General features: G+C 46.8%; 21 protein-coding genes and 1 riboswitch. Of the genes, 13 read left to right on the forward strand and 8 right to left on the reverse strand.

Translation table 11 applies throughout. The features are described from left to right. Window positions 1-27 precede the first annotated feature (27 nt). The 3 genes from AC1DN5_RS00450 to AC1DN5_RS00460 are packed head-to-tail and all read right to left on the reverse strand — an operon-like array spanning window position 28 to window position 2,897. Window positions 28-831 (reverse strand): ABC transporter ATP-binding protein, encoded by an 804-nt coding sequence (locus AC1DN5_RS00450; protein WP_007613715.1) that lies wholly within the window; start codon window positions 829-831, stop codon window positions 28-30. 18 nt (window positions 832-849) lie between these two features. Then, window positions 850-1,860: a FecCD family ABC transporter permease gene (locus AC1DN5_RS00455; protein WP_188154466.1), complete on the reverse strand. Its 1,011-nt coding sequence runs from the start codon at window positions 1,858-1,860 to the stop codon at window positions 850-852. Next, the gene (locus AC1DN5_RS00460) at window positions 1,860-2,897 is read right to left on the reverse strand and encodes a FecCD family ABC transporter permease (protein ID WP_366969951.1); all 1,038 of its coding nucleotides are present in this window, start codon (window positions 2,895-2,897) and stop codon (window positions 1,860-1,862) included. Before AC1DN5_RS00460 ends, AC1DN5_RS00455 begins: the two co-directional genes overlap by 1 nt. A gap of 247 nt (window positions 2,898-3,144) precedes the next feature. On the opposite strand from AC1DN5_RS00460, the gene AC1DN5_RS00465 reads away from it, so the two are divergent. Together AC1DN5_RS00465 and AC1DN5_RS00470 are read left to right on the forward strand one after the other, a co-directional pair. Continuing rightward, window positions 3,145-4,083 (forward strand): iron-hydroxamate ABC transporter substrate-binding protein, encoded by a 939-nt coding sequence (locus AC1DN5_RS00465; RefSeq protein WP_188154465.1) that lies wholly within the window; start codon window positions 3,145-3,147, stop codon window positions 4,081-4,083. Window positions 4,084-4,230: 147 nt separating this feature from the next. Further along, a complete protein-coding gene (locus AC1DN5_RS00470) occupies window positions 4,231-5,145 on the forward strand; it encodes a class I SAM-dependent methyltransferase (RefSeq protein ID WP_188154464.1) in 915 nt (304 codons plus the stop codon). A 49-nt stretch (window positions 5,146-5,194) separates the two neighbouring features. Here AC1DN5_RS00470 and AC1DN5_RS00475 read toward each other — a convergent pair whose 3' ends face one another. Further along, entirely contained in the window at window positions 5,195-6,607 is a 1,413-nt protein-coding gene (locus AC1DN5_RS00475; RefSeq protein WP_188154463.1) for an amino acid permease, read from the reverse strand. Between the two features lie 108 nt (window positions 6,608-6,715). Continuing rightward, a riboswitch (Lysine riboswitch) is annotated at window positions 6,716-6,897 on the reverse strand. Between the two features lie 122 nt (window positions 6,898-7,019). Beyond that, the gene (gene sspJ, locus AC1DN5_RS00480) at window positions 7,020-7,160 is read right to left on the reverse strand and encodes a small acid-soluble spore protein SspJ (protein ID WP_007410034.1); all 141 of its coding nucleotides are present in this window, start codon (window positions 7,158-7,160) and stop codon (window positions 7,020-7,022) included. A gap of 183 nt (window positions 7,161-7,343) precedes the next feature. On the opposite strand from sspJ, the gene AC1DN5_RS00485 reads away from it, so the two are divergent. Together AC1DN5_RS00485 and AC1DN5_RS00490 are read left to right on the forward strand one after the other, a co-directional pair. Then, window positions 7,344-7,826, forward strand: a complete 483-nt coding sequence (locus tag AC1DN5_RS00485) for a metal-dependent hydrolase (RefSeq protein WP_016937948.1) — start codon at window positions 7,344-7,346, stop codon at window positions 7,824-7,826. 42 nt (window positions 7,827-7,868) lie between these two features. Continuing rightward, the gene (locus AC1DN5_RS00490) at window positions 7,869-9,725 is read left to right on the forward strand and encodes an LTA synthase family protein (protein WP_366969782.1); all 1,857 of its coding nucleotides are present in this window, start codon (window positions 7,869-7,871) and stop codon (window positions 9,723-9,725) included. 29 nt (window positions 9,726-9,754) lie between these two features. Here the strand turns inward: AC1DN5_RS00490 and AC1DN5_RS00495 are convergent, their stop codons facing one another. Next, on the reverse strand, window positions 9,755-10,681 hold the full coding sequence (locus AC1DN5_RS00495; protein ID WP_188154461.1) for a substrate-binding domain-containing protein: 927 nt from the start codon (window positions 10,679-10,681) through the stop codon (window positions 9,755-9,757). Window positions 10,682-10,798: 117 nt separating this feature from the next. On the opposite strand from AC1DN5_RS00495, the gene modA reads away from it, so the two are divergent. The 7 genes from modA to AC1DN5_RS00530 all read left to right on the forward strand — a co-directional run bounded on the left by modA (window position 10,799) and on the right by AC1DN5_RS00530 (window position 17,430). Continuing rightward, a complete protein-coding gene (modA, locus tag AC1DN5_RS00500) occupies window positions 10,799-11,596 on the forward strand; it encodes a molybdate ABC transporter substrate-binding protein (protein WP_366969783.1) in 798 nt (265 codons plus the stop codon). Then, complete coding sequence (modB, locus tag AC1DN5_RS00505; RefSeq protein WP_264819138.1) at window positions 11,577-12,260, forward strand: molybdate ABC transporter permease subunit; 684 nt, start codon at window positions 11,577-11,579, stop codon at window positions 12,258-12,260. Before modA ends, modB begins: the two co-directional genes overlap by 20 nt. Window positions 12,261-12,353: 93 nt before the next feature. Beyond that, complete coding sequence (locus AC1DN5_RS00510) at window positions 12,354-13,001, forward strand: response regulator transcription factor (RefSeq protein WP_366969952.1); 648 nt, start codon at window positions 12,354-12,356, stop codon at window positions 12,999-13,001. A gap of 5 nt (window positions 13,002-13,006) precedes the next feature. Then, window positions 13,007-14,110 (forward strand): sensor histidine kinase, encoded by a 1,104-nt coding sequence (locus tag AC1DN5_RS00515; protein WP_366969953.1) that lies wholly within the window; start codon window positions 13,007-13,009, stop codon window positions 14,108-14,110. A 119-nt stretch (window positions 14,111-14,229) separates the two neighbouring features. After that, window positions 14,230-15,165 carry an ABC transporter ATP-binding protein gene (locus AC1DN5_RS00520; RefSeq protein ID WP_095241345.1) on the forward strand — a complete coding sequence of 312 codons (936 nt, stop codon included), beginning with the start codon at window positions 14,230-14,232 and terminating at the stop codon, window positions 15,163-15,165. A 23-nt stretch (window positions 15,166-15,188) separates the two neighbouring features. Continuing rightward, window positions 15,189-16,283, forward strand: coding sequence for an ABC transporter permease (locus AC1DN5_RS00525; RefSeq protein WP_366969784.1), 1,095 nt, complete (start codon window positions 15,189-15,191; stop codon window positions 16,281-16,283). Between the two features lies 1 nt (window position 16,284). After that, window positions 16,285-17,430, forward strand: a complete 1,146-nt coding sequence (locus AC1DN5_RS00530; protein WP_366969785.1) for an ABC transporter permease — start codon at window positions 16,285-16,287, stop codon at window positions 17,428-17,430. A 27-nt stretch (window positions 17,431-17,457) separates the two neighbouring features. Here the strand turns inward: AC1DN5_RS00530 and AC1DN5_RS00535 are convergent, their stop codons facing one another. Then, on the reverse strand, window positions 17,458-18,627 hold the full coding sequence (locus AC1DN5_RS00535; protein ID WP_047477517.1) for a DUF4885 family protein: 1,170 nt from the start codon (window positions 18,625-18,627) through the stop codon (window positions 17,458-17,460). Between the two features lie 143 nt (window positions 18,628-18,770). On the opposite strand from AC1DN5_RS00535, the gene AC1DN5_RS00540 reads away from it, so the two are divergent. Beyond that, entirely contained in the window at window positions 18,771-19,643 is an 873-nt protein-coding gene (locus AC1DN5_RS00540; RefSeq protein WP_047477514.1) for a hypothetical protein, read from the forward strand. Between the two features lie 189 nt (window positions 19,644-19,832). Here AC1DN5_RS00540 and AC1DN5_RS00545 read toward each other — a convergent pair whose 3' ends face one another. After that, the gene (locus AC1DN5_RS00545) at window positions 19,833-20,663 is read right to left on the reverse strand and encodes an aldo/keto reductase (protein ID WP_099744848.1); all 831 of its coding nucleotides are present in this window, start codon (window positions 20,661-20,663) and stop codon (window positions 19,833-19,835) included. 221 nt (window positions 20,664-20,884) lie between these two features. On the opposite strand from AC1DN5_RS00545, the gene AC1DN5_RS00550 reads away from it, so the two are divergent. After that, window positions 20,885-21,370, forward strand: a complete 486-nt coding sequence (locus AC1DN5_RS00550) for a hypothetical protein (protein ID WP_049627362.1) — start codon at window positions 20,885-20,887, stop codon at window positions 21,368-21,370. Window positions 21,371-21,398: the final 28 nt, after the last annotated feature.

Raw genomic sequence — 21,398 nt, forward strand, 5'->3', positions numbered from 1 at the left:
GACCGAAATGGTTCTGCGTTTTTACCGTCATACCGTGGCATTTTCATGCCGGATTAAATCGTATGTCAAGCAGACGGGTTTGTTCGTGCGCGGATCTTTAACGATCTGTGCGTCAATCTGAAACACGTCTTCCAATATGCCGGGCGTCATGACTTCCTCCGCCGTCCCTTCCTTGATGACGCGCCCTTTTTTCAGCGCAATCATATAATGGGAAAAACGGGCGGCATGGTTCAGATCATGAATAACCATTAAAATCGTGCGCCCCTGCTCTTTGTTTAATTTGTCCAGCAGCTGCAGAATTTCAAGCTGATGGGCGAGATCTAAATAAGTGGTCGGTTCATCAAGAAGCAGCAGCTCCGTTTCCTGAGCGAGCGCCATGGCGATCCACACACGCTGCCGCTGTCCTCCGGAAAGCGCTTCGATCGGCCGGTCGTAAAATTCGGCCATCCCCGTCTCTTCAAGCGCCCATTTGATCATATCACGGTCTTTATCACTCAAGCGGCCCATTCCGGACTGATGCGGAAACCTGCCGTAAGAAACAAGTTCGTATACCGTCAGCCCGCTCGGCGCTTCAGGCGTCTGCGGAAGGATGGCCATTTCCTTGGCGATGTCCTTCGTGGATTTTTGCATGATCGCCTGTCCGTTTAAATAGACGGCGCCGGATTTCGGTTTCATGATTCTTGACATCGTCTTAAGAACCGTCGATTTTCCGCATCCGTTTGGGCCGATCAGCGTTGTTATTTTTCCTTTCGGTATGGCGATGTCCAATTCTTTCGCTATCAGACGGTCTCCATAACCGACAGTAAGCTGTTCCGCCGATAATGAGTTCATCGCGGCAGTCTCCTTCCTCTATTTCGTTTTCATCAGCAAATAGACAAAATACGGCGCTCCGAGCACCGAAATCACCAAGCCGACCGGAACCTCGGACGGCGCAAGCACATTTCTCGCCAGCGTATCAGCGAGCAGAAATAAAAATGCGCCGATTAAAGCCGAAACCGGAATAAGCGTTTGATGGCGCGGCCCGGTAAGCCTTCTGGCCAAATGCGGGGCAATCAATCCGAGAAAAGCGATTCCGCCGGCTGCCGCAACACTTGACGCGGCCAAGGCGGCAGCTGAAAACAGCAGAATGCGCCGTTCCTTTTCGACCTGGGTGCCGAGTCCCGCCGCCAGCTGGTCACCGAGCTGGAGCACGTTTAAATACCTCGCTTTATAGAGGCTGAACGGCAAAAGAACCAGCAGCCACGGCAAAATGGACAGCACCATTTTCCAATTGGCATTCCAAATCGAACCGGAAATCCATACAAGCGCCTGCATGAAGTCCCGCGGGTCCATTTTCAGCTGAAAAATCAAGAGAAGCGCATTAAACCCCGCATTAACGCCGATCCCGACCAAAATGAGCCGGACAGGCGAAACACCTTTTTTCCAAGCGAGCACATAGATGAGCAGCACAGCCAGAAAAGCCCCCGCCAAAGCGCTCACCGGAAGCAGCCATGTACTGAACATGCTTAAATCAGCAGCGGACCCTTGGAAAAAGAAGATAAACAGAACGACCGCCAAAGACGCTCCGGCGTTGATACCGAGAATGCCCGGCTCCGCCAAGTCATTTTGAGACACGCTTTGAAAAATCGCGCCTGAAACCGCGATTCCGGCCCCGACCAGTAATGACAGCACCATGCGCGGCAGTCTGAATTCAAATAAAACGAGCTGATCCCGGGCATCCCCCTGTCCGAAAAAGACACGTAATGCATCGAAAGGCGCAATCCGGATCACACCCATATTTAAGCTGATAAAAAAGACGATGCATATGAGCAAAAACGTAACGGCTATAACCGCCAGCGGTTTTTTCGATTTCACATTCATTACAGCCCTCTCCTTTCCCTGCGCGCCAAATAAAAGAAAAAGGGAACGCCGATAAGGGCCGTTAAAGCGCCGACCGGTGTTTCAAACGGCGCATTGACGAGTCTTGCCGCAATGTCACTGAAGACTAACAAAACGGCGCCGAATACCGCCGAACAAGGAATAATCCATCTGTAATCTACACCGACTAAAAAACGGGTGATGTGCGGAATCACCAAGCCGATAAAAGAAATGGCTCCGGCGACTGAGACTGAAGCCCCCGTCAAAAGGACAACGACAACCATTCCGATGACTTTCACAAGCGCCGTGTACTGCCCGAGCCCTTTGGCAAGCTCCTCACCCAAGCTCAGCACCGTCACTGAGCGCGCAATCAGAAATGCAAGCAAAAGTCCGATGACGCCGACTGCCAAAAGCAGCTGGACGCCCTCCCATTTCACGGACGCGACTCCTCCGGCATACCAGAACTTCACATCCTGAGCGACATCAAAACGGATCGCAATCGCGCTTGAAAGCCCCGTTAAGAAATAGCCGACCGCCGTACCGGCCAGCGCGAGCTTCACCGGTGTCAGCCCGCCTTTTGAAAACAGGCCGATGCCAAACACAATGAGCGCCCCGATTCCCGCTCCCATAAAGGACCACAAAACAAACCCCGCGGCAGAGAGTCCCGGAAAAAAAGCAAATGCCAAAGCGATCGCAAAACCCGACCCCGACGTCACGCCCATAATGGAAGGCTCAGCAAGCGGGTTCCGCGTCAGCCCCTGCATGATCGCCCCGGACACAGCTAAAAAAGCCCCGACGAGCGCGGCGGCGGCAGTTCTCGGCAGCCTTAGATCGCGTATGATTTGATGAGATGTATTTTGCGGCTGAAAGTGAAAGAGAGCATCCCACACCGTCCGCAGATGAATATCGGCAGCTCCGATGGAAACAGACAAGGCAACGCCGATCAATAAAACCGCAATACCGGCACACAGCAGCACAGCCGCCCGGAATGAACGCGCCGTCCACTGGATTTCGCTCCCTGATGCCCCTTGAGCCGTCATTGTCTGCTTCTTTTTTAATAGACCCAACACTCGTTCTTCCTTTCTCAAAACAAGAATGGTAATGATAATGATTATCAATGACTTGTTTCAGTATAGCACTTTTATCTTCTCTTTTAATAGACCTAATTTCATATCATAAAAGAAAGCTTTTCTTTAAAAAGAGCGTGCTTCTCTATAAAAGCAGTGATATAATCACACTGATAATGATTCTCTTTATCACTATTTTTTATGAAAGAAGGAATGTCGGATGTTCCATACATACAAGAAAATCGGCGCTGCGCTGATTGCCGTGCTGCTCATCGCCGCTTTGGCCGCATGCGGAAATTCTTCAGACACGAAAGGCTCTTCTGAAAAAGGAGAAACCGTCACTTATAAAGCCGAAAACGGCAATATTAAAATTCCGAAGCACCCAAAACGTGTCGTCGTCATGGCTGACGGCTACTACGGCGACTTCAAACAGCTCGGCATCAATGTTGTCGGCGCGCCGCAAAACGTATTTAAAAACCCTTATTACAAAGGGAAAACAAACGGTGTGACAAACATCGGCGACGGCACGTCCGTTGAGAAAATCATTGACTTAAAGCCTGATTTAATCGTTGTCTGGACGACACAAGGCGCCGATATTGAAAAACTGGAAAAAATCGCGCCGACCATCGCCATTAAATATGACAAGCTCAGCAACATTGATCAATTCAAAGAGTTTGCGAAAATGACAGGCACTGAAGATAAAGCAGATAAATGGCTGGCTGAATGGGATAAGAAAACCGCTGCCGCTAAAACAAAAGTTCAAAAAGCGGTCGGCTCAAAAACCATCTCCATCATGCAGACAAACGGAAAAGACATCTATGTATTCGGTAAAGACTTCGGCCGCGGCGGAAGCATCATTTATGACAAACTCGGGCTGAAAGCCACAAAACTGACGAAGGAAAAAGCCATTAATCAAGGGCCGGGCTACGCCAGCATTTCACTTGAAAAACTGCCTGACTTCGCGGGAGACTATATCTTTATGGGGCCATGGCAGGCCGGCGGTGACGACAAAGGCGTGCTTGACAGTTCAATCTGGAAGAATCTCGATGCCGTCAAGCAAAACCATGTCTATCACATTGATCCGGTCGGCTTCTATTTCTCAGACCCGATCTCACTCGAAGGCCAGCTCGACTACATCACAAAAAGCTTAACAAAGTAACCCGGGAGCCGCTGTCACAGCGGCTTTTTATGACGCCAAAAACTTGACAAAAAAATTCATTTATGCTATAATTTACATTTTTGGATTAACATGTATAATGAGATTCTCCCGGCCGGAGATTGATGTAAATAACGGAGGATCTTTAATATGAGAGAAAATAAAGCGAGTATGACTTCCCTGCTGTCGGCTTTCGTAAGGGCGTACCACAGTAAATACGACACACCGGTGATATTTGATGATTTCTTGGCACAAGATCTTTTATCTGAAAAAGAGCTGTCGGACATCAGCGATCATTTGATTCAAGGTATATCATTTTTCAGCAAAGACATGGCCCGGAAGCTTCAAGGCAAACCGGATGACATCTTAAAATGGGTGACTCAAGTTCAGCTGTCTCCTACACCGTTAGCCCGTGCGGCGTATTGTGAAGAAGTGCTTTTGAATGAAGTGAAGCTCGGGGCCAAACAGTATGTCATCCTCGGCGCAGGGCTGGATACTTTCTGTTTCAGGCATCCCGAGGTGACAAACAGCTTAGACATCTTTGAAGTGGATCTCCGCGCTTCACAGGAAGACAAATTAAGCAGATTAAAACGTTTGGAGCGCGATATCCCGAGCTGTCTTCATTTTGCGCCGATGGACTTTACGGCTCCGCTTTCTTTCAGCCGTCTGAATCAGGATGGTTTTTCCCGCCGAAAAACCTTTTTCAGCCTGCTCGGTGTGTCATATTATCTTACGAAAAAGCATCTCGCCCGCCTGCTTACACAATTATTTGCCGAAGTCCCGCCCGGCAGCTCTGTCGTGTTTGATTATGCGGATGAGTCGCTCTTTGAAGAAAAAGGACTGTCAAACAGAGTGGAGAACATGGTGAAAATGGCTGCGGCGGGCGGAGAACCGATGCTGTCGTGTTTCAGCTATAAAGAAATTGAAAAGCTGTTAGAATCATCAGGCCTGCTTATTTATGAACATTTATCTCCAACGGTAATCAATGACCGTTTTTTCAGCGGGCGCACTGACCATTTAACCGCATTCGAGACCATTCATTATATACACGCCGTCAAAAAGTAATCCGCTGACGCCAAAAAAGACATCCCACAGACGTGAGATGTCTTTTTTTTTATACGGGTTGTCTGTTGTTTGCAAATTTCTTTGAAACGAAAGGATATAACAGCAAACCGACGAAAAACAGCCCGATTCCGAGAATAAAGGTCGTTAAATCGGCCGTTCCCGTAATAATGACGTAAAAAGAATAGATGCAGGCAAGGATAGCGATGAAACCGTCCTTCACTCTTGAACCCTTGATTTCGTCATACGTTTCACCCGTCAGCACGAGCTTCAGGCTGTAAAACGCAGATACGAGATACGGAATCAGATAAGCGAGTGTCGCCGCCGTTGTTAAAAACGTAAACGCGTCACTGATTGTCCGGGAAATAACCGAAAAGATAAAGATCTGTGACATCACGTTCGTGACGATTAACGACACAACCGGGCTGCCCTGTTTATTCGTTTTTGCAAAAGCAGCGGGAAAGTCTCCTGATTTCGCGGCTTGATACGGAACTTCAGAGCCGAGAAGAATCCAGCCGAGCATCGTCCCGAACAGACAGAGGATCGCCAAAATCGCCATGATGATGCTTCCCGCATTGCCGACGATCGCGTATAATACGTCAACAAACGGTTTTTCCGAGCCGACAAGCTTACCATGCGGAAGCACGCCCATCGTAATCAATGTCACGATGATATAGATGCTGAGCGCAATCAATAAGCCGGTAATGGTGGCGCGTTTCACGTCGCGCTGCGAACGGGCGCGCCCGGATAAGATGACTGCCGATTCAATTCCGACGAACGCCCATAATGTTGAAATCGCCGCATTGTGGACCTGACCGCCGATTCCCTCAACCGTATGAGGACCTGTTTGAACCGGAAAATAAAAATGATCGAAAAACGACGTTTGAAACACAAACAAACCTGCAATGATAAAAAAGATAAATCCTAATACTTTTGAAAACGTCGTAACGAAATTTAATTTACTCGCACCGTTCATGCTGGAAACGAGAATCGTGTGAGTGCCCCATAATAAAACCGTACATACGGCAAACGTCAGCAGCTGGCCAAGTGTAACCGCCTGGCCGCCGATTGAAAACATTTCACGCTTATCCGTTAAAATCGGGAAAAAAGAAGTTAAATATCCGGCAAGGCTGGTGATGATCGCCACGTTGCTGATCCAGCTCGCCACCCAGTAGCCCCACACCATCGTGAATCCGGCTGCGTTCCCTTTTTTCCGATCGCTGAACAGCGCTCTCGCATAGCTTTGCGGCCCCGCCGTCAGCTCAGGCTTGCGGATGGATAAGTGACCGAAGACAAGCGCGATCATTAACACACCGGCTCCCGTCAAAAGCCATGCCGATGTAGCGCCGAACGGACTCGCGATTTTTGCGAGCGTGCTCGGAAGGGAAAAGATGCCCGAGCCTACCATATTTCCTACGACAAATGCCGTTAATAACCAAAAACCCCATTTTTTCGTCTGTTCCATTCCTGTACCTCCTGGTTGTTCATTCGTACGGACCAGACCCCGAGACCATATTTACACGCAAAAAAAGCCTGAACAAAAGTCCATGCTTAAAGAAACACACACCCTTGATCTCCGGATAGCCCTCCGCGAAAAAGCACGCGGCAGTCCTGCACTTATTCAGATACAGTCCCAGCATAAAGAAGGATCGGCTTTCTTTACACTTCGGCGCTGATGCCTTTAACACATGTTTTGCGGCCCCTTATCAGCCTGGCATGTGCGACTCATCATCAAGCGCAACCTCTACCTCACCGAGAAAGAGTGAGGATTTTTATCATTCAATTCTACTCAGAGGTTATCAGAGATAAAAAGATCTGTCAAAGGGAAAAATTAGACGGAAAACGGATAGAGCATTCGCCCTACCCGTTTTATATGGTCAGCGGTTGTTTTTTTTCTTTTGAACAGCTTCTTGAAGCGGATCGTCTTTCAAAGCTGCACCGGCGTCCTCAAGCGCACCTTGAATGACGTTTTTGTTTTTATCGCTGTTTTTGCCTTTTTCTTTGTTAAAGAAAGCCATCTGTATCACCTCTTTATCAAATATAGGTACACCTATAATGTGTCTTTTTCCGCGGCAGAATATGCGGAATCCGATCCTCCTTCCTTTTGGCGGAACAGGTAAAGTTTGTTGATCAAACATGCATTCTCTTGATATATTTGTAATTCAGGGGATTTTGGCAAAAATAAAAAGGAGAAGCGAAAAATGACAGGAAAAACACACATCATGGGAGGCATCGCTTCTTGTTCCGCAATTGCGTATTATTACGGGTATGATCCGGTCCTTATGACCTCCGCGGGTGCCCTCGGGGCGCTGATTCCCGATATATGCCATACGAAAAGCAAAATCGGCAGAACACTGCCCGTTCTGTCCAAAATCGTAAGCACGGTGTTCGGCCACAGAACGTTTACACACAGTCTGCTGTTTATGCTTATTATGTTTTTCATCACGGCAGCCTATATCCCGAATCCAAGCATCTCCGCCGGACTGATGATCGGAATGGCAAGCCACCTTGTGCTTGACGCATGGACCGTCAACGGCATTAAACTGCTGTTTCCGTCAACCATCCGCTTCCGTCTTCCCCTTTATATGAGGACGGGGAGCTTTTCGGAGCAGCTTGTGCTGGCCGGGTTAACGATTGTATCCTGCTATTATTTATACGAATTGGTTCACGGCCGCATCTCTTAAACAAAAAGCGTCTTTTCGCTTTTAGGGTGAGGAGTCATACATATGAAGAAATCCTTTTTCAGCAATCATCGGTTTTTATGCCTGTCCATCCTGTTCATGTGGATAAAAACATACGTCGTTTACAAGCTCGGTTTTGATCTGCAGAACAATTCTGTTCTTGAGGAATGTCTGCTTCTCATTAACCCGCTGAGCTTTATTGTGCCGCTGTTCGGCATCGGCCTGCTGCTGACGGAAAAAAAGCAGCGGATCTTTCTGCTTTCGGCGAATGTGATGCTGACGGGGATTTTAATTGCGAATACGGTGTTTTACGGGTTTTATATTGATTTTATCACCATACCGGTTTTGTTTCAGGCAAGCAATATGGGCGATATGGGAAGCAGCGTCCAAGAGCTGTTTCACCCGCTGTATATCGCTTTATTCGCGGATATTGCGGTTCTGTTTTACCTAGCGGGAAAGCATAAAGCCGGTAAGGGAAAAGCGGGCGCCCGGACTGTTAAAGCGTATGCGTGGGCATCAGCCGGCCTCATGCTGTGCAACCTTGCGCTGTCTGAGGCCCAGCAGCCGAAGCTGTTCAGGCATCCTTTTGATCGTGAAGCGCTCGTAAAAGGAATCGGCCTGTTCCACTTTCATTTGTATGACACCATTTCGCAGACGCTGAATGCAGGGGCTAAAGCGTTTGCCGACGAAGACAGTCTTGCGGCGGTCGCGAACTACACCCAAGCCGACTACAGCCGCCCGTCCGATGCAAAATTCGGGCTTGCTAAAGGGCGTAATGTGATTTTTGTCACGCTTGAATCAACACAGCGTTTTGTGATGGATGAACGGGTCAACGGGCGGGAGATTACCCCGTTTATGAATAAGCTGCGGAAAAAAAGCTATGACTTCACTCATTTTTATCAGCAGACCGAACAGGGAAAAACCTCAGATTCAGAATTTATTACTGCGAATTCGCTGTATCCGTCTTCAAGCGGCGCCGTTTTTTTCACAAAAAGCGGCAATCGGTTCAATACGCTGTACCATACGTTAAAAGACCATCAGTACTATTCGGCCGTTCTGCATGCCAATCATAAGGCCTTTTGGAACCGGGATGAGATGTACGGGGCATTCGGCATCGACCGTTTTTTCGATGCGGATGAATTTAAGGTGACACCGGAAAATTCAACGGGCTGGGGCCTGAAGGACAAGGAGTTTCTCGAACAGTCAGCGGAAAAATTAAAGAAGCTTCCGCAGCCGTTTTACGCAAGCCTGCTGACTTTGACCAACCATTTTCCTTTTGAAATTGATAAACAGGATCAGCTCATTGAGGAACCGGACACAAGCAGTGATTTGTTAAACCGTTATGTGACGACGGTCCGCTATGAAGATGAGGCGCTAAAACACTTTTTCAACAAGCTGAAAAAAGAAGGGCTGTATGACAACGCGATGATCGTCCTGATGGGAGATCATTACGGCATATCCGAAGCCCACAATAAAGGACTTGCCGAATTCTTGGGAAAAGAAGAAATTACGCCGTTTGATACGGTTCAGCTTCAGCGCGTGCCGTTTATCATTCATATTCCCGGGGTGACCGACCGTGAGCCGGAAACGATCGCTTCCGCCGCGGGACAGGTAGATGTAAGACCGACGCTGCTTCACCTGCTCGGCATTGAAACGAAAGGCAGCATTCAGTTCGGCAATGACCTGTTTTCCAAAGAGCGGACTCCGTTTGCTGTGCTGAGAAACGGCAGCTTTATCACGAATGATCATATTTATACGAAAAATACGTGTTACAGCCGCAAAACGGGCGAACCGCTTTCTGACATGGGCGCATGCAGCGATGAGAAAGAAAAAGCGGAACAAGAACTGATGCTCTCCGATAAAATATTAAACGGCGACCTGCTGCGGTTTTACAAACAATAAAAAAATCCCTCCGTCATTGGAGGGGTTTTTTATGTTTCATATATGAGCCGACCGGTCATTTTCGTATCATATCCGGATAATTGAGAAAGCTGAGACTTGAATTCCTCAGAATTAAGAACGTCCCGCACGCTTTGAACAAGCTCCCGGTTTTGTTTTAAGACGACCACATCGTACTGCTCCCTGATCACCGGGATAAAGTCCGTGCCTGCCATATACGCCGCATGCTGCGACCCGACTCCGATATCCGCCTTGCCGCTTGATACTTGTGAAGCCGCTGACAGATGATCCGTGACAATGTCATGATATCCGGCGACATCAGACGGCTTGATGCCGAATGATCTGAGCTGTTCATCAAGCAGCACCCTCGCGCCTGATCCTTTTTCGCGATTGACGATACGGACATCCTTTCTGCTCAAATCCTGAAAGCCCTGAATGTTCAGCGGATTGCCCTTTTTCACGTATAATCCGGCCTGCCGAAGCACAACATGAAAGAGCGCAAACGGCTCTCCTGAAAGAATGCGCTTCACATACGGGATGTTATACTCCCCCGTCTCCCCATCATACAGATGCAGACTGACGATGTCGCAGGCTCCCCGGTACATCTCGATCAAGCTGTTTAAGCTGCCGCTGTACTTGCGGAGCGGGGACGCCTGTATCTTTTGTTCCAGCTGTTTACTGAGGAGATCCATCGACACATCCTGGCCGCTGATGATAACAGACTGCCTTTTTTCCGGCTCCGGCCTGCGGGGCGGATCAGCCTCCTTGGCTGCTGATGGCTCTTTAGACATCCTCATATTTGCTTTATATTGTTTCAAGTCCTCTTCATCGACCCTCATCTGTCTTCCGACCCTGTACGCCGAAATGAGTCCTTTTTTTATCAAATCATATACTGTCAGTTTTGAGACCTTCAAAAGGCCCGCAACTTCTTCTATTGTATAGGAAGTGGCTTCTGTCATATTATCACGCTCCGTTTTTATTATAACGGTTCAGATATTGAAAAAAAACCGCACCCTCACGTACAATTACGTTATAATTAGTTTTATCTAATGATATTCAGTTATAAGGGGTGCACAATGTTGAAAAAGAAAGCGACACTATTCACAACTGCGGTTATGGGCGTTTTCCTCGCAACTGCGGGCTGCTCATCCGGACAATCGGCCAAAGGCGGACAAAACGAAAAAGTAACGCTGACCGTTTCAGCAGCGGCCAGCGCTCAGGACGCGCTTAAAGAAATCCAAACCAACTACGAAAAATCACATTCAAACGTTGCCATCCAAGACAACTTCGGATCATCAGGCACACTGCAAAAACAAATTTCCCAAGGCGCGGGAGCTGATTTATTCTTCTCGGCAGCCGAAGATAAATTCGAAAAGCTTGTCCATGACGGCGATATCGACAAAAAGGACAGCACGGACCTTTTGAAAAACGATCTGGTCATGATCGTGCCCGAGAAAAACAGCGCACACCTTACACATCTGAATGACCTGAAAAAAGACAGCACGGAAAAAATCGCGCTCGGCACGCCTGAATCCGTTCCGGCCGGGCAATACGCCAAACAGTCATTGACTAAATTATCCCTGTGGGACAAGGTAAAAGATAAAGTCGTCTATGCAAAAGACGTCCGCCAGGTGCTTTCTTATGTTGAAACCGGAAATGTCGATGCCGGGCTTGTCTATAAAACAGACGCTCTCATTTCGAAAAAGGTGAAAATCACCGATGAAGCACCGGCGAAAACACACGATCCGATCGTGTACCCGCTAGGCATCGTCAAGGATACAAAGCACCATAAAGAAGCAGAAGCGTTTTATCAGTATCTGCAGTCAGATGCAGCGATGAAAGTGTTTAAGAAATATGGATTTACTGCCAAGTAACATTACGGCTTCGGAGTTTTTCACCCCAGTCGTATTGTCTTTTGAGGTGGCTTTGGCTTCGGGCATCGCCGTCATCATTCTCGGAACGCTTGCAGGCGCCTGGATGGCGAAAGCGCGATTTCCCGGAAAAACGGCTGTGGAGACGCTGTTTATGCTCCCGCTCGTTCTTCCGCCTACCGTTGTCGGCTTCATCCTCATTATCATTTTCGGGAAACACAGCTTTATCGGCCGGGCGATCGAGCGGATTTTTCACCAGCCCGTCATTTTCACGTGGTGGGCCGCGGTGATCGCTTCGGCCATTGTCGCCTTCCCGCTTATGTATCAGTCTGCCAAAACAGGTTTCGCTGCGGTTGATCCTGACATCGAAGGAGCGGCGAAAGTAGACGGAGCCGGCAGATGGCAGGTATTCACCCGCATTTCCGTACCGCTTGCCTTTCCGTCCCTTTTGACCGGAAGCATTCTCAGTATCGCAAGGGCGCTCGGTGAATTCGGGGCGACTTTAATGTTTGCGGGAAATATCCCGGGCGTCACCCAAACGCTGCCGACAGCGATTTACGTCGCGATGGATTCCGGCAATGAAACACTCGCTTGGGTGTGGGTGATCTGTATTATGATGATTTCTTTTCTGATGCTGTTTTTCATCCAACTGAAAAAACCGGCTTGACCGATCCGCCTTCCGACCACATTTCGCCGGGAGGCTTTTTGATTTAAAATTGGATGGTATATAATGAAACAAAAACACACAAAGGGTGCGGTTATGAAAATTAATGTCATTATCGCGGATGATAATTCTTTCATCAGAGAAGGAATGAAAATCATTTTGCATACATATGAGGAATTTACAGTATCGGCAACGCTGGGAAACGGATTAGAGGCGGCAGAGTATTGTAAACACAATCCCGTCGATATCGCCTTATTGGACGTTCGCATGCCGGTGATGAACGGCGTCGAAGCCGCAAAACGGATCGCGGAGGAAACGGATACGAAGCCGATGATCCTGACGACATTTGACGACGACGAGTATATTTTAGAAGCGATTAAAAACGGCGCAAAAGGATATTTATTAAAAAATACCGAGCCGGAACGGATCCGCGATGCGATCAAAAGCGTCTTCAACGGGCACAGCATCCTTCAGGACACCGTGCTGGATAAAATAAAAGACAGCCTTTTCCGGCCGGCGGAAGCCGCGCATCAGATTGATGAAAGCCAGTTTACTGAAAGAGAGCTCAGCATCATGTCGCTTATTGCGAAAGGACTGTCGAACAGAGAAATTTCAAAACAGCTTTTCATTTCTGAAGGGACGACGGCCAATTATATTTCATCTATTTTAGGGAAAACGGGTCTTGAGCACAGAACGCAGATCGCGATTTATTATATCACCGGGAAGGTGGATAACGAGCGTTGAACGGTATGGATTTTTGGATGCTGATGAGCAGACTGATCGTCATTTTTTATACGGCCGTTTTGTTCGTATCGGCCGACCGCCCTTACATGCCGTACGCCGTCTTGTTTCTGCTGCTTTATCTGTGTCTGGGCATTGCGATCTGCATGATCAGGCCGACCGCTTGGAGGCGCGGGATCACCCTCATGACGCTGGCATTGACCGCCTCGCTTTCCGCCGGAGGCCATCCGGCGTTCCTGTTTCTTTTGCCGCCCGCCATTTTTGCCGTTCTTGCCGAATATCCGGTTCACCGCTATGTGTTCTGCCTGCTCGTGTTTTTGCCGTTTTTATTTATCCCGTACGGCGATCTTCCGACGTATACCGTCATGACCTTGTTCTGTCTGGCGATTTTCGTTTTGGCCGCCCGGTCAAACGATCGGCTGAAGACATATGAGGAGCAGTCAGACAGCATGCGGTCAAGCATTGAAAAGCTGACGAAACAGCTGCACAGCAGCACAGAATATATCAAACAATCGGAGTATACCGGCAAACTCGAGGAAAGAAACAGATTGTCCCAAGCCATCCATGACAAAATCGGCCACTCCATGACCGGCGCGCTCATTCAGATGGAAGCGGCGAAGCGGATGCTCGGCTCCCGTCCGGACAAAGCGGCTGAACTGCTTCAAAACGCCATTACGATTTCCAAAGAGGGCATAGAAGATATCCGCATTACGCTGAAAAATATGAAACCGCCCGCTGAACAAATGGGCATTCACCGATTAAGAATATTTATTGATGAATTTTCGGCTAAAAACGGCATGCCGGTTCCGTTTACGCATCAAGGCGATTTGGACAGGCTGACGCAGATGCATTGGAAAGTCATTCAGGAAAACGTAACCGAAGCTTTGACCAATGCGATGAAATACGCCGATGCCGCGCAGATTTCCATTGATATTCAAGTGCTGAATAAAGCCGTGAAAGCGGAAGTGAAAGATAACGGAAACGGCGCCGTCCGCTTTAAAAAAGGCCTCGGCATGCTCGGTATGGAAGAACGGGCCGCCGCCCTGCACGGAACTGTCATTTTTGACGGCACGGCGGGTTTTTCCGTCACGACATTACTGCCTATTGAATAAGTGAATGTTTTCATGTGAAAAATATGAGGATTCTCATGTCAAAAGAATGAACAGCTGCACTAACGGCCGTTCATTCTTTTTTTTATAATTAGAGCATCATAAGACATAGAGGTGGAAATATGAACATTTTGGAGCTCAAACAGCTGAGTAAGAAATTCGGCGATTATGCCGCCGTTGACCAAATGTCGCTTGCTGTAAAAGAAGGTGAGATTTTCGGGTTTCTCGGCGCAAACGGAGCCGGAAAAAGCACGACGATCAACATGATCTCAGGCCTTTTAAAACCTTCTGACGGAGACATTCTGTTTCTCGGAAAAGATATTTTCAAACACAGCAAAGCCGTGAAAATGAATATCGGCATCGTCCCCCAGGACCTCGCCATTTACGAAGAATTAAACGCCTATGAAAATGTGAAGTTCTTCGCCGGGCTGTACGGGCTGAGAGGAGCGGTTTTGAAAGAACGGGTCGAGGAAGCCCTGACATTCGTCGGCTTGAGCGATAAACATAAATATCTGCCGAAGCATTTTTCCGGCGGAATGAAACGCCGGCTCAATATCGCCTGCGCCCTTGCCCACCGGCCGAAACTGATCATCATGGATGAACCGACGGTCGGCATTGACCCGCAATCAAGAAATTATATTCTGCAATCAGTGAAAAAGCTGAATGAAATGGGCTGCACGATCATCTACACGAGCCACTACATGGAGGAAGTTGAAGAAATATGCACGCGCATCGCCATCATTGACCACGGGAAAGTCATCGCAGAAGGCACAAAGGAACAGCTGACCTCCATTATCACAGACACAAAGGACGTCGTCATTGAGCTGTCATCCGGAAACGGCATCAGCCTCGGCGATATTCAGGATCTTCCCGGCGTCAGAGCCGCCGCACTGGAAGAAAACAGCGTGAAAATCAGCTCTGACACAGGGGTCAACAATTTAAACCGCCTGATCCGGTACTTCATGGACAAAGGAATTGAAATCCGCTCTTTACAGGAACAGGCCCCTGACTTAGAAACGGTGTTTCTCACTCTGACAGGCAGAAGCCTGCGCGACTGACCCAACTGAAAGGAGGATTGCAAATGAATATTCTGCACATCGCCGAGAAAGAAATCAAAATCAGTTTCCGTGACAGACGGACCTTTATTTTCATGCTTGCTTTTCCGATCGTCTTTATGATGATTCTCTCTGCGGCATTATCAAACGCCTTTGATTCAGAAGTGACGGTCGGACACATCAAGGTCGAATATACGGACCAGTCAAACGGACCGCTTTCTCATCATTTTACTGAGTTTATGAAAGCCGCAAAAAAAGAGCATGTCTATTTTCACAAAGCGGATACGGCGGCAAAAGGCAAAAACGACGTTCGTGAAAATCAGGCGGATGCTTTCGTCACTGTCAAAAACAGCGGTTTTCAAGTTTATACAAATGACCGGAGCGGTATGAACGGCACGATCGTCGAAGGCATGCTGACCGCTTTCACCAACCAATACAAAGCAGGCGCCGCCGCATACAAGGCGCATAAGGCACCTTCCGCCGGACAAATAAAAAGCGATTATATGAAGCAGACGTCTTTAAACAAAGCGAAGGAACCGAAAGCGAAAGATTTTTACGCGGTGTCCATGACGACGATGATCGGGCTGTACGCCTCGATTTTTGCAAGCACCTTGTTCCGCGGGGAAAGAATACGGCACACAGCCGATCGCCTGATTGCCGCTCCGCTCCGGAAAAGCGATATCTTTCTCGGAAAGATGCTCGGCATTATGGCTGTGAACGTACTGACAATCCTTGCCGTTGTCGCCTTCAGCAAATTTATTTTAAAAGCCGATTGGGGCAGCCACATGGGACTTGTGCTTTTGATTCTCGCCTCTGAAATTCTTTTGGCCGTCAGCTTCGGGCTCAGCCTGAGCTATTTGACCAAAAAACCAGAAAGCGCCAGATTAATCACCGTCATCATCGTTCAAGTGATGGCCATTATCGGCGGCGCCTATTATAAATATGAAGGCGGAGGAATTTCCTCCCTGTCGCCCTTATCCTGGATCAATAAGGCGATTAACAACATCATATACGCAAATGACGTATCGGCCGCCTGGCCCGCAATTGGTTTAAACACAGCATTAGCGGCGCTCTTTTTGCTGATTGCCGCGGTTACGTTTCAAAGACGGGAGGGACTGTAAAATGAAAAACTTCTGGTGGCTGTTTATACACACGCTCAAAGGAATCACAAAAAGCAAAAAACAGCTCATTCTTTATATCGGGGCTCCGCTGATCGGCGTCTTTCTCTCCTTCATGTCCAATGCCAACGGCGGAGCCGAAACGCTCAATATCGGCATTCTCAATCAAGACGGCGGAGAAGTAGCACAGGATACGGTCACGTTTTTAAAAGGACTGGATCATGTGAAAATTTCGGAGGAAACGGCTGCGTCCGCCTCATCCAAGATCGCATCGGGGAAAATGGAGGCGCTGGTTACGTTTGAAAAAGGCTTTTCCCAAAGTGTAAAAGACGGAAAACCGGCTCACATCGGCATGACCTCGCTGAAAGGCGCCCAGGTCACCGGATATGTCAGCTCTTATCTGTACAATTATATAAACAGCGCCGCCTCAATCGGCAAATCTTCCGGCGGAAATGAGAAAGCCTTTCAGGCGATGTACGCCGATTTCAAGCATTCTCCGATTCAAACGGAGTCCGCTGTTTTACAAGATACTTCGAATCATAAAGAGATGACTTACTCAGTCATCGGGTATCTCATTATCATTATGCTCTATTCCGCCGGCAACCTGACGGAACTGATGATTAAAGAAAGAGAAAACAGAACGTATTACAGACTTCTGTCAACGCCGATCACGTCAAAGCAGTATGTATTGGCAAACGCGGCGGTTAATATCATTATCATGGCCGTCCAAATTCTATTCGCCGTTCTCTTTATGGGCGCCGCTTTTCATATTCATCCGTCATTCCCGCTGTGGCAGCTGTTCGTCCTGATGATGCTGTTTGCATTAAGCGCAATCGGGATCGCCTTTATTGCCGTCGGTTTTTCCAACAGCAGCGCTTCGGCATCGGCGCTTTTGAATTTGATCGTCGTGCCGACATGCTTGCTCGCCGGCTGCTTTTTTCCGGGCAATATTATGCCGAAAACAGTGCAGACAATCGCCGAATTTCTGCCTCAGCGCTGGGTGCTTGATACGGTGGATCAATTGCAGCACGGCCGCACGCTCCAAAGCCTGACGCTGAACATCATCATTTTAGGAGCCTTCGCCGCCGCCCTTTTATTAATAGCCGCATACAGATTCAGCGTAAAACGGCAGACACAGACATTTATGTAAAGAAAAACAGCCCCGTAAAGGGCTGTTTTATTGATTCGAAAGATTTAATGACGGAAGCCAAGCGCGGTTGTTTGTGCCATAACTTTTGCTTTGGCCCGCATCCTCCAGAGACCCATTTTGATAATGAATAGATAAAACCAAGTCAGGAACCGTATCATAACCAACTGATGCAAGACGCTTTACTTCAGATCCGTAATGAGATAACGCTGCCGAGGTAAAGTCTTTCGTTAATGGATCTTTTTCTAATGCTTCTCGATACACATCTAAAATGTCACGACCATCCTCTGTCATGAAAGTTCCATTTTGTGCATGAAGATCACCCAGATGATAACCGGTTTTTTCATATATTTCTTTTACAGCTCGATACTTGTTGAATGTTTCTTTCTCAAATTGTGCAGAATCATCTGTCCTGCTTCCCATAATATGTTGAAATAACTCTTTGCTGTTACTGCCGCTATTCAAAAGTGCTTCAATTGTGTCAATTACCTTTTGATCATCGGTTCCTGTCACTGTTACAGCATAATCAAATGGTGTAATGGTAAATGTTAATTTTGCATTCTTAGGGATCGTCAGGTTTTGGCGATCAAAGAGAAGGCCAATTTGTTGATTCACAACATCCCGCTGAAATGCTTTTGCTCGATCATCCTCATTTGGTGCAGACATATCAACATGCCGAAATGCCGCATCTCGCATATTGTAATGTTGTGCTTTTCCTTTATAAAGCCACTCTGTCTCATTGTCATATGCTGCTTGTCTCTCTTCGTTTGTTAAATCATGACGAAAATACGGTGAATTGGCATTTTTATATTTGTCGCGTATATAACCAATCGGATTCTCTTTTGATAAATTGATTCTATTGATTCGGCTGTATTTTTCATTAAGTATTTGAATTTCAATGTCACTTTCGGAAACATATGGATTTCTGCTATGGATTAACGTTTCCTCACCTGTATCCACAACTGTTTTCTCGTTCGCTAGTTGATATCGTTTTGCGACATCATTCTTATCACTCATGACCGATTCTCTAGAATAATTGATTTGTTTCAGACTGCTGCTCTGGACGGGCGATGATTTCTTGTAAGTATTGAATTGATTCTCCTGTTTTATCATTGTATCCTCTTTGCGGATGGATGAATGACTTTGATTTTTGATTTGTTGTGCAAAGTATTGCAGCTGTACACTATCCTTTATATGCATACAATTTCCTCTTTTCACATTTTATCTCGTTAAGGGTGATATCGACAAATAAATCAAATTTTTAACATATTATAGACAAATAATGTAATAGAGCGTATAATTCAGGTCATTAATATCGAAAAATTGGATATAAAAGGAGAATTATGATGAAAAAGTTGTACGTTTCTTTTACTAGCTTCATTGTTTTATCTGTGATATTGTTCACTGCTTTTACCTTTACTCCATCTGCAAAAGCAGTAAATGTGATTACAGACAATCATTCCATGTCAACTGCAGCATACCTTGGTTATTGGAAATACAACCCGTATTCAGATACAACGAAATTAGAAGCTGGTGAAAATGTAGCTTATTATAAATTCACTGCTCAAAAAGATGAAAAATTATATGTTCAAAGCACTTATCGTGATAACTATGAAGGTATGATAATTGAAGTGTTAGATGAGAGCGGACACCAACTCGATAAAAACACTGGCGTTACAAAAGGCGATTACTCTTCTTTCATCTTTGCAAATGCTGATGCAACAAAAACAAGTCAAACATTCTATGTAAGAGTGACAAGGGGCTCTTACTCAGGCGATATGTACTTTACTCTATCTTTTAACAATCGAATCAAATCAGGGTCAAAAACATTTACATTTAGCGGAACAGCGAGTAACACAGGAAATCGCAACTACTATAATCGAAGTGGACAAGATTCTTCCGTGTTGACATTAGATTTGAGGAATGAACAGAACGTTCCGCATGAGGCGACTGTCAAAAGAGTAACAACCTCTTCTAGTCAATTTCCTAATCAAGGTAACACCGTTCATCTTCTTATGACCAATCAAGATTCTGTATGGCACAAAGCACTTGCAAATAGTGCAACAAGCGGCATTTTCGATATCTCATTGGATAATCAATACCTTGTAGCCAACAAATGGAACTTCAAGTACAATACATTAGCTTCTGCGAGTTCAACAATGTCACGTGTGAGTATCAAATTTGACTATGAATATGATGTAACAAAACAATTTTAACGAAAAAAACTTAACGGGATGTTTAAAACCAAAGACAAAATTCCATTTTTTCTTGTGAAACTTACTTATATAAAGTTAGTTGCCTTTACATTTTTGTAAGTACCGAAAAGTAGCTATAACAAAGAATACAAAAAACCATCCAAATGGATGGTTTTTTGTATTCAGCCCCGCAAAGGGCTGTTTTTTTTCTTAGAACAGAAGCTCGTCCGGGTTCGGGCCGACACGCTCATCTTTGTTCAAGGCGCTGATCTTTTCCATTTCGTCCTGTGACAGTTCGAAATCAAAAATATCGGCATTTTCTATGATGCGGTGCTCTTTAATGGATTTCGGAATGGTAACGACTTCGTTTTGAAGATCCCAGCGCAAAATCACTTGAGCGACCGATTTGTTATGTTTTTCCGCAATTTGTGACAGCACTTCGTTATCCAAGAGCTGCCCCTGCATCAATGGAGACCATGCTTCCACTTGAATGCCCTGCGCTTTGCAGAAATCTCTTACTTCTTTTTGAGTCAGGCGCGGGTGGAATTCTATCTGGTTGACCATCGGCTTGATCTCAGCATCTTTCAGCAGTTCTTCTAAGTGATGCACTTGGAAGTTGCTGACACCGATCGCGCGGATTTTGCCGTCTTTGTACAGCTTTTCAAGAGCGCGCCATGTGTCTTTATATTTATCCTTGCCCGGCCAATGAATGAGGTATAGGTCGAGGTAATCGAGGCCGAGGCGCTCAAGGCTCTTCTCAAACGCGTCAAGGGTCGTTTCGTATCCTTGATCTTCATTCCACACTTTTGACGTGATGAACAGCTCTTCTCTGGCAACGCCCGCAGCTCTGATGCCTTCGCCGACGCCCTCTTCATTTTTATAAATTGCCGCCGTATCAATGCTGCGGTAGCCATTTCTGATTGCCGCTTCGACAGAGTCCGCCGCTACGCTTCCGTTTTCCACCTTAAATACGCCAAGGCCGAACCACGGCATTTCAACGCCATTATGAAGCTTTACAGTATCTTTTAAGCTTTTTGCCACGTTGAACCATCCTTTCTAGTCATTATGTAAACGGTTATTATTATCTCACATTTCCGCCGTAAGAAACCAATTATACGCTCATCGTTATAACAGAAACCATCTTTAGTACCCAGGTACCACTAACGTTATTATTTTCCTATTTTTCAAAAAATCCGGTTAGCCCGGTAACTGACCGGGTAAATCGCTAATGTAGCCACCAAACAATTGAAGGAGGAAATACGATGAAACGTATACGCATCCCAATGTCCGTTGCCCTTGGCGCCGCTTTGTCCCTGACTCCTCTGTCCTTTGTATCCGCAAAAGAAAAGCCAGTCCCTCAAAACATGGCACAGCAAAAGTCAGATGTCTCCGCAAAAGATGTCGGTTTAAACATTGATGTTGACCTGCTCGGCATCGGCAATTCGATTGCTGACGCGATTAAGTCGGCGCAAAACCGTGACGGCTTCGTCAAAAACTTAATGGAATCTTCATTCTACGCTTCAGGACAAAAATATAATGTCATGGTGTTTAATTTAAGCCAGGAATATGAAGATCATTTTAACGGCGTTCAGTTTTACGGTTCCGCCGTTTATGACGGCATCACATACGGCATTTGGGTGTTTGAAGACGGAAGCTTCACCAACAAAGGCGATGGCGGCTGGATCAACTGGGCCTTCAGAGGCTGGTTTGACCGCGACGGCGATCACGTCGAATTCCATCGTCCGTAATCAAAAAAAAGTCCGGCACACAGATGCC

The sequence above is a fragment of the Bacillus sp. 01N42_2 genome, assembly GCF_056399565.1.